Annotated in this window: 14 protein-coding genes; 9 read left to right on the top strand and 5 right to left on the bottom strand. The window is 54.7% G+C overall.

Annotated features, from left to right (window positions below):
• The first annotated feature begins 56 nt into the window (after positions 1–56).
• From ACOTX4_RS09845 to sodC, 3 genes are all read left to right on the top strand, one after another.
• Complete coding sequence (locus ACOTX4_RS09845) at positions 57–296, top strand: DUF1289 domain-containing protein (RefSeq protein WP_003857614.1); 240 nt, start codon at positions 57–59, stop codon at positions 294–296.
• A 48-nt stretch (positions 297–344) separates the two neighbouring features.
• Positions 345–1,241: an aldo/keto reductase gene (locus ACOTX4_RS09840; protein WP_023313962.1), complete on the top strand. Its 897-nt coding sequence runs from the start codon at positions 345–347 to the stop codon at positions 1,239–1,241.
• An 81-nt stretch (positions 1,242–1,322) separates the two neighbouring features.
• Positions 1,323–1,841 carry a superoxide dismutase [Cu-Zn] SodC gene (sodC, locus tag ACOTX4_RS09835; protein WP_045332183.1) on the top strand — a complete coding sequence of 173 codons (519 nt, stop codon included), beginning with the start codon at positions 1,323–1,325 and terminating at the stop codon, positions 1,839–1,841.
• Here the strand turns inward: sodC and ACOTX4_RS09830 are convergent.
• Genes ACOTX4_RS09830 through ACOTX4_RS09820 form a run of 3 tightly spaced genes read right to left on the bottom strand, consistent with a single transcriptional unit; the run spans position 1,820 to position 4,952 of the window.
• Positions 1,820–3,853, bottom strand: a complete 2,034-nt coding sequence (locus ACOTX4_RS09830) for an FUSC family protein (protein WP_421635381.1) — start codon at positions 3,851–3,853, stop codon at positions 1,820–1,822. The two genes, sodC and ACOTX4_RS09830, sit on opposite strands and share 22 nt — an antisense overlap.
• On the bottom strand, positions 3,853–4,713 hold the full coding sequence (locus ACOTX4_RS09825; protein ID WP_032610212.1) for an HlyD family secretion protein: 861 nt from the start codon (positions 4,711–4,713) through the stop codon (positions 3,853–3,855). Before ACOTX4_RS09825 ends, ACOTX4_RS09830 begins: the two co-directional genes overlap by 1 nt.
• Before the next feature lie 2 nt (positions 4,714–4,715).
• The gene (locus ACOTX4_RS09820; protein ID WP_003857607.1) at positions 4,716–4,952 is read right to left on the bottom strand and encodes a DUF1656 domain-containing protein; all 237 of its coding nucleotides are present in this window, start codon (positions 4,950–4,952) and stop codon (positions 4,716–4,718) included.
• 187 nt (positions 4,953–5,139) lie between these two features.
• Here ACOTX4_RS09820 and slyA point away from each other — a divergent pair, with 187 nt between their 5' ends.
• A complete protein-coding gene (slyA, locus tag ACOTX4_RS09815) occupies positions 5,140–5,580 on the top strand; it encodes a transcriptional regulator SlyA (RefSeq protein ID WP_006808997.1) in 441 nt (146 codons plus the stop codon).
• Positions 5,581–5,615: 35 nt separating this feature from the next.
• Here the strand turns inward: slyA and ACOTX4_RS09810 are convergent, their stop codons facing one another.
• Positions 5,616–6,980 (bottom strand): GGDEF domain-containing protein, encoded by a 1,365-nt coding sequence (locus tag ACOTX4_RS09810; protein ID WP_023313968.1) that lies wholly within the window; start codon positions 6,978–6,980, stop codon positions 5,616–5,618.
• A 193-nt stretch (positions 6,981–7,173) separates the two neighbouring features.
• Entirely contained in the window at positions 7,174–7,641 is a 468-nt protein-coding gene (gene slyB / locus ACOTX4_RS09805) for an outer membrane lipoprotein SlyB (RefSeq protein ID WP_003857604.1), read from the bottom strand.
• A 255-nt stretch (positions 7,642–7,896) separates the two neighbouring features.
• Between slyB and anmK the strand changes: the two genes are divergently transcribed.
• The 5 genes from anmK (at position 7,897) to pdxY (ending at position 12,479) form a co-directional block, all read left to right on the top strand.
• Positions 7,897–9,021 (top strand): anhydro-N-acetylmuramic acid kinase, encoded by a 1,125-nt coding sequence (gene anmK, locus ACOTX4_RS09800; protein ID WP_022650944.1) that lies wholly within the window; start codon positions 7,897–7,899, stop codon positions 9,019–9,021.
• Positions 9,022–9,114: 93 nt separating this feature from the next.
• Entirely contained in the window at positions 9,115–9,438 is a 324-nt protein-coding gene (mliC, locus tag ACOTX4_RS09795) for a C-type lysozyme inhibitor (RefSeq protein ID WP_003857602.1), read from the top strand.
• A gap of 57 nt (positions 9,439–9,495) precedes the next feature.
• Positions 9,496–10,152 carry a pyridoxamine 5'-phosphate oxidase gene (gene pdxH, locus ACOTX4_RS09790; protein WP_003857601.1) on the top strand — a complete coding sequence of 219 codons (657 nt, stop codon included), beginning with the start codon at positions 9,496–9,498 and terminating at the stop codon, positions 10,150–10,152.
• A 125-nt stretch (positions 10,153–10,277) separates the two neighbouring features.
• The gene (gene tyrS / locus ACOTX4_RS09785) at positions 10,278–11,552 is read left to right on the top strand and encodes a tyrosine--tRNA ligase (protein ID WP_022650945.1); all 1,275 of its coding nucleotides are present in this window, start codon (positions 10,278–10,280) and stop codon (positions 11,550–11,552) included.
• A gap of 66 nt (positions 11,553–11,618) precedes the next feature.
• Positions 11,619–12,479: a pyridoxal kinase PdxY gene (gene pdxY, locus ACOTX4_RS09780; protein ID WP_023313972.1), complete on the top strand. Its 861-nt coding sequence runs from the start codon at positions 11,619–11,621 to the stop codon at positions 12,477–12,479.
• Positions 12,480–12,522: the final 43 nt, after the last annotated feature.

The raw sequence follows: 12,522 nt of genomic DNA, 5'->3' as shown, positions 1-12,522 counted from the left end.
CATGCAAGCCATTTAGGGTCTTCACTGTAGGGAATAATGACGTTCTGGAGGTAGGTGTGGCAGAGCAACTGGAATTTTTCCCTGTCCAGAGCCCGTGCCGGGGTATTTGCCAGGTTGATGAACGAGGATACTGTCGTGGCTGCATGCGCACGCGCGATGAACGTTTTAACTGGCAAAATTTCAGCGACGCGCAAAAGCAGGAGGTCTTACGGCTTTGCCGACAGCGTCTGCTGCGTAAAATTCGTGCAAACAAAGCGGTTGAACCCGAAGAACCTCAGCAACCTTCACTGTTTTAGCAGGGTAATTGCGTATACTGGTGACATGACTTCCTTGAGGAAAATGTTATGGTTCAGCGTATTACCCTTGCCCCACAGGGCCCGGAATTCTCCCGATTCGTTATGGGCTACTGGCGCCTCATGGACTGGAATATGTCTCCGGTCCAGCTGGCGGACTTTATAGAAGAGCATCTCGATCTCGGGATCACCACCGTCGATCACGCTGATATTTATGGCGGCTATCAGTGCGAGGCCGCCTTTGGCGAAGCGCTGAAGCGTGCGCCGGGGCTGCGTGAAAGAATGGAGATTGTGACCAAATGCGGTATTGCCACCACAGCAAAACCGGAGCATGCGCTTGGACATTACATCACTGACAGCGCGCATATCGTTAAAAGCGCCGAGCAGTCACTGGTCAACCTGGCCACAGATCGTATCGACCTGCTGCTGATCCACCGTCCCGACCCGTTGATGGATGCGGATGAGGTCGCGGAAGCCTTCCTGACGCTGCACCAGAGCGGCAAAGTGCGCCATTTTGGCGTGTCTAACTTCACCCCGGCACAGTTTGCGCTATTGCAGTCTCGCCTGCCGTTTACGCTGGCGACGAATCAGGTGGAGATCTCGCCTGTTCATCAGCCGCTGCTGCTGGATGGCACGCTCGACCAACTGCAACAGCTGCGCATCCGTCCAATGGCATGGTCTTGCCTGGGAGGCGGCCGTCTGTTTAACGATGAGGCATTCCAGCCGCTGCGTAACGAGCTTGAAACGGTGGCGCGCGAACTGAATGCGGAGAGTATCGAGCAGGTGGTTTACGCCTGGATCCTGCGCCTGCCGTCTAAACCGCTGCCAATTATTGGCTCCGGCAAAATTGAGCGTGTCCGCGCTGCGCTTGTTGCTGAGGAGCTGGATATGACGCGTCAGCAGTGGTTCCGCATTCGTAAGGCGGCGCTGGGCTACGACGTACCCTGAGCACGCCTGAACCTGACTTTCCGGTGAAATCTGCGCCTCTGGTATAGACTTAAGGTGCAAAAAATAACCCGTGGAGGTCATATGAAGCGTTTTGCTCTGGCAATGGTCACGCTGGTTGTTTGCGCAGGGGCGCAGGCAGCCAGCGAGGACGTTGAAATGAATCTCGTCACTTCTCAGGGGGTAGGTCAGTCCATCGGGACGGTGAAAATCACCGAAACCGATAAAGGGCTGGAATTTGCTCCCGATCTCAAGGCTCTTCCACCCGGCGAACATGGTTTTCACGTTCATGCTAAAGGCAGCTGTCAACCCGCGATGAAAGAGGGGAAACCAACAGCTGCGGAAGCCGCAGGGGGGCATCTCGACCCGCAGAACTCCGGTAAGCATGAAGGCCCGGAAGGGATGGGGCACCTCGGCGATCTGCCGGTGCTGGTGGTAAATAACGATGGTAAAGCCACCGATCCGGTTGTGGCGGCACGACTCAAAAAGCTTGACGAGGTCAAAGGCAAGGCGCTGATGATCCACGTGGGCGGCGATAACATGTCCGATCAACCTAAACCGCTTGGCGGCGGCGGGGCGCGCTATGCCTGCGGGGTGATCTGATCGCCAATCGTTCCGGGTGGCGGCGCCTGTTCAAGCTGTGACAGGGAGCAGTGCAGCCGCCAGATAATGGATGCCAGATCGCGGGCCGCAGGCTGATGATGGTGCGCCAGCGTGTCGCAAATACGCTGAAGCTCGGCGAGCGTGACGCTCAGGGGGCGCTGCTGCACCCCGCGCTCGCTCATAACATCGCGGAGCATAGAAATACAGTTATCACGGACCTGCGACAGCGGATCGGAACGCGTCTCCCAGGCGCGCAACTGCCACACCACGTGCGAACAGTTTAGCAGCACCACGCCCCAGCGCAGTAGCCAGCGACGGGAGAGTGAATCCTGGCTGTTATTCAGCTGGCTGACATGATGGTAAACCAGCGATTCATACTCGCTTTCGCGCAGATGCGGCCTGCGGCTCAGCTGATCGACAAAACCCCTGCGCAACTCCCGAATATGCCTGCGGCTTTTACGCGCGTCCGAGCCCGGGCGTAGCACGGCGAAAGCCAGCCACGCCAGCCCCACGCCGAGGATCTTCGCCAGGTTGTCGTTGAGAAAATCAGCGTAATCGTAAACCGGTGGATTCGTTACAGAGATAAATGAGCCCATAAAAACAATTAACTGACCCCACAGACCGGCCAGTTTAGGCATTTGCAGTTTGAGCAACTGCATGGTGGTTAATAGCGGGAAGAGAAATAGCAGAAATTGCCAGAGGTCGGTTATCTGCACCATCAAACCAAATTTCACCACGAAGCTGAACAGCGACAGCAGCACCAGCGTACGCAGAAGAAGCGTCAGGGAGTTAAAGGGGGAAGCGGCGACGGAATAGAGCACGCAGCTTATTGCCGCAAGCGTCAGGGCCGCACTGCCCGCATCCCATTGCGTGGTGATGGCCCATGCGCCCACGGCCGTCAACGCGCAAAACGTACGAAAACCGCTCCACAGCGCCTCCATTGCGTCGGTATGCCGCGCCAGAGCAGGACTACCGGGAACGGAAAATTCGGTGACGGGCGTGGCATTCTCGACGGCTTTTAACCAGCGGCTGCTGCGCAGATACAGGCGGCAGAAATAGTTCAGACGCTGCCAGAAGGCGCGATGCCGGTAGTCATATTCATCCGCTGGGGCGAGAGGCGCGATAATGCGGGCCACGGTATAAATATCGGCATCCGAACGCGCAAGGGCTGCGAGCAGCGCCTCGATAATCTCCCGGGTATGGGCTGGGGGTGCAGGCCAGTTCAGCAACATCCGACGAAGGCTCGAGATCGCGCTCGTCATCCGCAATTGCTGGTGCAGTAAATAGTTCAGAAGCGTGTTCTGGCGACGAAAACGGTAGTGGCTCCAGAAAGCCTGGATGCGCAACAGGTTCATGGTCAGGATCTGGCCGATGACCTTTTCGTGCGCGAGGCGGATGTCATCGCTGCTGTCAGGCTGCCAGAGCAGGCTGGCATGTTCCAGCAAACGTGCGTGCATCGTTTTAAGGGCGGTGATAAGCGTAGTGCCATCTGAGGTACTGGGCAGGATCATCATCATGACGCCCCCGCACAGAATGCCGACCATCACTTCACACACGCGTGCCTGGGCGATATCCCACAGCTCGGTGGTATCCAGCACGTTGACGACCGGAAAGGCGATAATGGCCGCGGTGTAACCCGCCAGTTGAAACGCATAGGCAACGTTATTGGTAAAATGAGCGCAGGCCCAGGTACACAGCCCCAGCCATGCCGACATGCTTAACAAAAAGAGCCAGGGATCGTTCAGAGTATGGCCGGCAAGAAGCAGTGCGGCGGTTGCCCCAAGCAGGCTACCTGCCACGTGCCCGAGGCTTTTACTGATAACGCCCCCGACGGTAGGGAAGCTGACGACCGCCGCAGAGGTCATCGCCCAGTAAGGCTCATCCAGATTTAGATAATAGGCAACCGTAAGCGCAAGGCACATGGCGATGCCGTTACGCAGCGCGTAACGCCACTGCGGCCGTGTCGCTTTTATCCACGGCGTATTGCGCCAGGAGAGAGCTCCCAGGTTCATCATCGCGATCCGATGGCGACGGTGCAGGTTGTGCCAGAGACCAGGGTAATGTCTTTCGGCAGTTGATCAAACTCGACGCGAACAGGCACCCGCTGAGCCAGACGCACCCACGGTACGTTGGGTTTGATGTCGGGCACCAGGCCAGAATCGGTTTCCACGCTCTGATCGTAAATTGCCCGACCTATGCTGCTAACGTGACCCTGTAACGTTTCTGCGCCGCTGTAAAGCGTGATTCGGGCAGGCGCTCCCTCGCGGATATGGCGCAGCTTGGTCTCTTCAAAATAACCTACAACATAGAAAGAGCGGCTGTCGACCAGGGCAAAGACCGGCTGGCCTGTGGTGGCGTAATCCCCCACACGGGTCGACAGGCTCGTGATCCATCCATCCACCGGAGCTTTGACAACGGTCTGGGTCAGTTGCCACTCGGCCTGTTTCAGCGTTGCCTCTGCAACCTTCAGGCTGGCCTGCATGGCTTTTACATTGATATTGGCGGTATCGAGATCTTCCGCAGAGATGTAATTCCTCGACAGATGTCGGCGACGTTCGGCTTCGTTATTGGCTTTTGCCAGATCGGATTGAGCTTTTGCGAGCTGCGCCTGGGCATTGAGCACCGCAATGTGAAAAGGGGTCTCGTCGATGCGGAATAACACATCACCCGCATGAACGAACTGGTTGTCCTTCACCAGCAGCGCGCTGATACTGCCGGACACCTGTGGCGTGATGCTGACCTGTTCTGCGCGGATCTTGCCGTCACGCGTCCAGGGCGACTGCATGTAATAATTCCAGAGCCACCAGCCGGCGATAAGCGCCAGCGCTAAGACGAAAAGAGTGGAAAAATATTTTAACGTTTTCAATGCTATTCTCACCACACGGTTAACACGGCAAGGCCAAGACAGACGGAGAGGGTAAACAGGGAGAGATCCATTAACATCGGGTGCCAGATTTCACCGGAATACATCCAGTCGCGCAGCAGACGATGCGCAATGAGCCAGATCACAAAACCGACCATCACGGCTTTAAACAGTGGCGGAAAGTAGACCGATGCGCCAACAATCAGATCCTGGAGGGGCAACCCTGCGGAGAAGGAAAACAACGTCACAAGCAGCGATCCTTTGCGGTGGAATGAGGGCCACAATGGCAGATTTCAATGCGATGGCGCATTACCGTTCAGTGTAAATCATCCTTTGAGGAATGATGAATACCGTGATTGCATTTGTTTTGGCAATACAAATACTGCAAACTATTCTAAAATCACTATAATCACTTAGCAAGCTAATTATAAGGAGATGAAATTGGAATCGCCATTAGGTTCTGATCTGGCAAGGTTGGTACGCATCTGGCGTGCTCTGATTGACCATCGCCTGAAACCTCTGGAACTCACACAGACGCACTGGGTTACGCTGCACAACATCCATCAGCTTCCGCCCGATCAGTCACAGATCCAACTGGCAAAAGCGATTGGTATTGAACAGCCTTCCCTGGTGCGTACCCTTGACCAGCTGGAAGAGAAGGGACTCATCTCCCGACAAACCTGCGCCAGCGACCGTCGCGCCAAGCGGATCAAATTGACGGAAAAAGCGGCCCCGATTATTACTGAGATGGAAACCGTCATCAGTAAAACGCGAGGGGAGATCCTGGCCGGTATTTCACCCGCTGAGCTGGAGATGCTGATCGGACTCATCGCCCGTCTTGAGCAAAACATCCACGATTTACAGTCGCGCGACTGACGTTGTTCACTGGCCTTGCTCGTGCAAGGCCTTTGTCATGTTCTGAACACCACCACCCGGTTGCGGCCCGTCTCTTTTGCCTCGTACATGGCTTTATCCGCGCTTTCCACACAGGTTTCAGCGCTGGTTTCCGGCGAGGTAGCGGTGAATACTCCCATACTAATGGTAATCGGTTCCGGAAGCTGCCCACCGCTGCTGGCCTTGTCAAACCCGCTCAACTTGAGGCGAATACGTTCGGCAACCTGATGCGCGACATCGGACGGTGTATTTGTCAGCATGAGCACAAACTCTTCGCCGCCGATCCGCGCCGCGATATCCTGCGGTCGCACCGAATCGGTCAACAGGTTTGAGACAAACTGTAAAACCCTATCCCCCTGCAAATGACCGTAGCAGTCGTTAATGCGTTTAAAACGGTCAAGATCGCTCACGACCACCGACACCGGATGTGTCACCGTGGCCGTGTTTAGCGCGTGATTTAATGAATCATAGAAATAGCTGCGATTATAAAGACGGGTGAGGGGGTCGCGGATGGAATTTTGATAAGACTGCTGATATTTTACATGCGAGTCACGATACAAATTAAATACGTCGGAAAGTAAGATGAAAATAATCATTAACGTAGCGACAGTTTCGAATAACCGTGCCCGGTACCATGAAATATCTTCAGCGTGTCCGCCTAACAATAGCATGAGCAGAGTGACGATATAACAGACACATAAAAAATTGCCGCCGACCCAAAACAAATTCCTCACGCGGGTAATGGCCAACAGGGTGATTAACGTTACTACCCACAGGACGATCAAAATGATATTGATCGCCTGGCTCCAGAGAACCATAAACTGTCGGGTTTCATTATCCACCAGGTCCAGTGTGAGCAGGGTTGAATGGCTGGAATAGAACAATGCCAGCCCAAGCATACAGCCCGTAAAGAGCGAGGCGCCGACAACGATACCAACATGGGCGCTTCGTGAGAGCGCAGAATTGCGCAGGGTATACAGTAATGCTGCGACGATCATCAGCACCGCCATTAAAAAGTGGCGGAACATGTAGAAAATCATGGCGTCGTTATAGTTCGCTTCGTTGAACTGATAGAGATCAAGCCAGGCCGGGAAGCTGGCCAGTGTCCCCACCATCAGTAACGCCGAACCGGCAAAGGCCAGGGCAATGGGAACAAGATATAATCGCCTTTTGTCGCACCAGTATTTCATTGCCATAAAACAGGCAATAAACAGATGGAACACCAGAAGAAATATCGTCAGCGTAGGGAAAAACAAAGGTGAAAACGAAGGAACCCATTCAACAAGTTTTATAAAAAAACCTTGTAATACGGCAATGATAACAATGCACCCAAGCGCGAAGGCCACAAAGCGGTTCTTTACAAATCGACAGATCGCAAGCATAGAGAATTTAAAAATTAAAAAAGGAAAAAGAGATTGCGAAGAGTCTAAGCGAGGGAAATAAAAAATACTTTGCGCACGGACAAGAACGGGTGAAATGAATAATTCACCATGTGAATATATTGTGCCAATATATTATTGGAAATGATGATTTTGGTAAATGGATGCGGTCTGAAAGACCACATCCATCAGGATATTAACGCGGGGAGACGGTGACCTGGCTGCCGTTGCTTGCAAGAACAACACGCTGGCCAGCAGAGAAGCGGGTGTTACCCTGTTTCTGCACAACCATAATAGTGCTGCCATCGTCTTTGCGGATTTCCAGCTCAACGCCCTGAGTTTTGTTCATCGCACCCTGAACGCCCTGACCCGCTACGCCGCCTGCAACTGCGCCCGCTGCGGTCGCCAGAGAACGTCCGGTGCCGCCGCCAATGGTATTACCCAGGAAACCACCCAGCACAGCACCGCCGATTGCGCCCACCACGTTCGTGTCATCGCCACCCTGAATCTGAACAGGACGGGCATTAACGATAGTACCGTATGTCACGTTCTGTACCTGTTTAGCTTCAGAAGCACTATATACGTCGCCGGAGAGTGAACTGTCATTCACACAACCCGCCAGTGTTAAACCAATCAGCGAAACGCCCAGTACACGTAAAATCATTTGACTCTCCTGTTCACCAAAAAACGCCCGGTTGGGGCATCCGTTATGGCTAAATTATATGGCATTCCTGACCACAGTTCATATCTTTGCATGCCGAATAAATAAATTTTACCTGAACAGGGCTTAACGGGACATAAACAAACATCGCCTGTGCTACAGGTCTGAGATTGTTAAAAATTATTATCACCGCATAGCAAAGCCGCGTTATTTATGATGGAGTGTTTGCACTTAGCCCATGTAACGTAAGGAAAGCGCATGAAATCGGGTCGCTATATCGGTGTGATGTCTGGTACCAGTCTTGACGGTGTGGATGTCGTTCTGGCCGCCATTGATGAAAACATGGTGGCGCAGCAGGCAAGCCTGACCTGGCCAATTCCGGTCTCGTTAAAAGAAGAGATCCTGAACATCTGCCAGGGGCAACAGCTGACGCTTTCCCAACTGGGCCAACTGGATGTGCGTCTGGGGGCGCTGTTTGCTGATGCGGTACTGGCCCTGATGCAGCAGGAAAGACTCCACCCGCAGGACATCGTGGCAATAGGCTGCCATGGGCAGACCGTCTGGCATGAACCTGTCGGCGAGGCGCCGCACACGATGCAAATTGGCGATAACAACCAGATTGTGGCAAAAACCGGCGTAACGGTGGTGGGTGATTTCCGTCGTCGCGATATGGCCCTCGGCGGGCAGGGGGCGCCGCTGGTTCCGGCATTTCATCAGGCGCTGCTGGCGCACCCGGTAGAGCGCAGGATGGTCCTGAACATCGGCGGGATCGCCAACCTGTCGATGCTTATTCCCGGGCAGCCCGTGCGGGGGTACGATACCGGACCCGGTAATATGCTGATGGATGCCTGGATTTGGCGTCAGAGCGGTAAAGCCTATGACAAAGACGCGCAGTGGGCCAGCCAGGGGAAAGTGATCCTTCCCTTGCTGCAAACCCTGTTAAGCGATCCTTTCTTTGCTCTGCCTGCGCCAAAAAGCACGGGGCGGGAATATTTCAACTACGGCTGGCTTGAACGTCAGCTGGCGCGCTTCCCCGGCCTTGCGCCTCAGGATGTTCAGGCTACGCTGACGGAGCTCACCGCGGTGTCGATCTCTGAACAGGTGTTGCTGAGCGGCGGGTGTGAGCGCTTGCTGGTATGCGGAGGCGGAAGCCGAAACCCGCTGGTGATGGCACGCCTCGCCGCCTTGCTGCCGGGCACCGAAGTCACGACCACTGATGAAGCCGGGATCAGCGGAGACGATATGGAAGCGCTGGCCTTCGCCTGGCTTGCCTGGCGTACGGTTGCCGGTCTGCCGGGTAATTTACCCTCCGTAACCGGTGCGCGGGAGGCGAGTGTCCTCGGGGCCATTTTCCCCGCAAACCCGCGCCATAATCAGAGTTAACTGAAATTCAGCGGGAGGCGTAACCCGTAAAATAGGGAAAAACAGGAGGGCGGTTAGGCCCTCCAGGACCAGGATAGTCTTCGGAATCTGCCCATGAAAAAACTTCTTCTCATTGCTGTACCTTTTCTTATGACCGGATGCAGCGTCTATAACCAGTTCGTTGAGCGTATGCAAACCGATACGCTGGAATATCGTTGTGATGAAAAACCGCTGACGGTGAAGCTGAACAACCCGCGTCAGGAAGCCAGCTTTGTTTATGACAATAAGTTGTTGACGCTGAAGCAGGGAATGTCGGCCTCCGGTGCGCGCTACTCAGACGGGATCTACGTCTTCTGGTCGAAAGGCGACAGCGCCACCGTCTACAAGCGTGACCGCATTGTGCTGAACAATTGTCAGCTTCAAAATCCGAAGCGTTGAGATTTTTGAAGGGGGCGCGCACAATAGCGCCACCCAATCTCACTTTCAGCTAACGCCATGTCAGATAACGACGAACTACAGCAAATTGCGCATCTGCGCCGTGAATACACCAAAGGCGGTCTGCGACGCCAGGATCTTCCCGCCGAACCGCTGGTGCTTTTTGAACGCTGGCTGAAGCAGGCCTGCGAAGCGAAACTGGCTGACCCGACGGCAATGGTCGTTGCCACGGTTGATGAAAATGGTCAGCCGTATCAACGCATCGTTCTTCTCAAGCATTATGACGAGAAAGGGCTGGTGTTCTACACCAACCTGGGCAGTCGTAAAGCGCATCACCTTGAAAATAATCCGCGTATTAGCCTGCTCTTCCCGTGGCATATGCTTGAGCGCCAGGTGATGGTTACCGGCAAGGCGGAGCGCCTCTCTACGCTTGAAGTGGTGAAATATTTCCACAGCCGCCCGCGCGACAGTCAGATCGGTGCCTGGGTCTCTAAACAGTCCAGCCGAATCTCAGCCCGCGGCGTGCTGGAGAGTAAATTCCTCGAACTCAAACAGAAGTTCCAGCAGGGTGAAGTACCGCTGCCGAGTTTCTGGGGCGGGTTCCGCATCCCCATTGAGCAGATGGAATTCTGGCAGGGCGGTGAACACCGTCTCCACGACCGCTTTTTATACCAGCGCGACAACGGTGGCTGGAAAATCGACAGACTGGCACCGTAATCCCCAAAATTTGTTGATTTAAGCGCTAGCGCACACCGCGCTGGCGCTTTATTCTATGGTCCTTTCGCATCAGGCGAAAAGTCGTGTACCGGCAAAGGTGCAGTCGTTTATACATGGAGAATTTGATGGCAAGCAGTAACTTGATTAAACAATTGCAAGAGCGGGGCCTCGTGGCCCAGGTGACGGACGAGGAAGCGTTAGCAGAGCGACTGGCGCAAGGCCCGATCGCGCTCTATTGCGGCTTCGATCCCACCGCTGACAGCTTGCATTTGGGGCATCTTGTTCCATTGTTATGCCTGAAACGCTTCCAGATGGCCGGCCATAAGCCTGTCGCTCTGGTTGGCGGCGCGACCGGTCTGATTGGCGACCCAAGTTTCAAAGCCGCTGAGCGTAAGCTGAATACCGAAGATACCGTGCAGGAGTGGGTGGATAAGATCCGTAAACAGGTTGCACCGTTCCTGGATTTCGACTGCGGTGAGAACTCTGCGATTGCGGCGAACAACTACGACTGGTTTGGTGGCATGAACGTGCTGACGTTCCTGCGTGACATCGGCAAACACTTCTCTGTTAACCAGATGATTAACAAAGAAGCAGTGAAGCAGCGTCTTAACCGTGACGACCAAGGTATCTCTTTCACCGAGTTCTCCTACAACCTGTTGCAGGGGTATGACTTCGCCTGCCTGAACAAGCTGCACGGCGTATCTCTGCAAATTGGCGGTTCCGACCAGTGGGGTAACATCACCTCCGGTATCGATCTGACCCGTCGCCTCCACCAGAATCAGGTGTTTGGTCTGACCGTGCCGTTGATCACCAAAGCAGACGGTACCAAGTTCGGTAAGACCGAAGGCGGCGCGGTATGGCTGGATCCGAAGAAAACCAGCCCGTATAAATTCTACCAGTTCTGGATCAACACGGCGGATGCCGACGTTTATCGCTTCCTGAAGTTCTTCACCTTTATGAATATCGAAGAAATCAATGCGCTGGAAGAAGAAGACAAGAACAGCGGTAAAGCACCACGCGCCCAGTACGTGCTGGCGGACGAAGTAACCAAACTGGTTCACGGCGAAGAAGGTCTGGCGGCAGCGAAACGCATTACGGCGAGCCTGTTCAACGGGACCCTGAGCGATTTAAGCGAAGCGGATTTCGAACAGCTGGCGCAGGATGGCGTACCGATGGTGGAGATGGAAAAAGGCGCCGATCTGATGCAGGCGCTGGTGGACTCCGAGCTCCAGCCGTCTCGCGGTCAGGCGCGTAAAACCATCGCCTCTAACGCGATCACCATTAATGGCGAAAAACAGGCCGATCCGGAATATACCTTTACCGAGAACGACCGTCTCTATGGTCGCTACACGCTGCTGCGTCGCGGTAAGAAAAATTACTGCCTGGTCTGCTGGAAGTAATTAAAAGTATGCAGGGGCGTGGGAAACCACGCCCCTTTTGTTTTGACAGGGTTTGGTAAGTACAACATGAAGAACATCCTCGCCATTCAGTCCCACGTTGTGTTTGGACATGCTGGCAACAGCGCTGCGGAATTCCCGATGCGCCGCCTCGGCGTTAACGTCTGGCCCCTTAATACCGTCCAGTTTTCGAATCACACCCAGTACGGTAAATGGACCGGCTGCGTAATGCCGCCGTCGCATCTGACGGAAATCGTTCAGGGGATTGCGGATATCGACCAGCTTAAACGCTGCGATGCCGTACTGAGCGGCTATCTGGGTTCGGCGGAGCAGGGGGAACATATCCTCGGCATTGTGCGCCAGGTGAAAGCGGCAAACCCCGCGGCGAAATATTTCTGCGATCCGGTGATGGGTCATCCTGAAAAAGGCTGCATCGTAGCGCCGGGCGTTGCGGAGTTTCATGTCCGTCATGCATTGCCCGCCAGCGATATTATTGCCCCCAACCTGATTGAACTGGAGATCCTGTGCGAGCATCCGGTCAACAGCGTAGAAGAGGCTGTAAGCGCCTCTCGCGAGCTGATCGCCCAGGGGCCAGAGATTGTGCTGGTGAAACACCTGGCACGCGCAGGGTTGAGCCAGGACCGTTTTGAGATGCTGCTGGTTACGAAGGATGAAGCCTGGCATATCAGTCGACCGCTGGTGGATTTCGGTACACGTCAGCCTGTCGGGGTCGGGGATGTGACCAGCGGTTTGCTGCTGGTGAAGCTATTGCAGGGTGCGAGCCTGCGCGATGCGCTGGAGCACGTCACCGCAGCCGTTTATGAAATCATGATTGCGACGAAGACGATGCAGGAATATGAGCTCCAGGTCGTCGCGGCACAGGATCGCATCGCGAAGCCGGAGCACTATTTTAGCGCAACGCAGCTATAGACACTGCCCGGCGGCGCTGCGCTTGCGCGGGCCTACGGAATTT

Origin of the sequence: Enterobacter cloacae complex sp. IR5459 (assembly GCF_049238005.1) — a bacterium.
Classification (GTDB): Bacteria; Pseudomonadota; Gammaproteobacteria; order Enterobacterales; family Enterobacteriaceae; genus Enterobacter; species Enterobacter hormaechei_C.
Note: the sequence above shows the minus strand (reverse complement) of the source record. Positions and strands in the feature narration are given on the sequence as shown.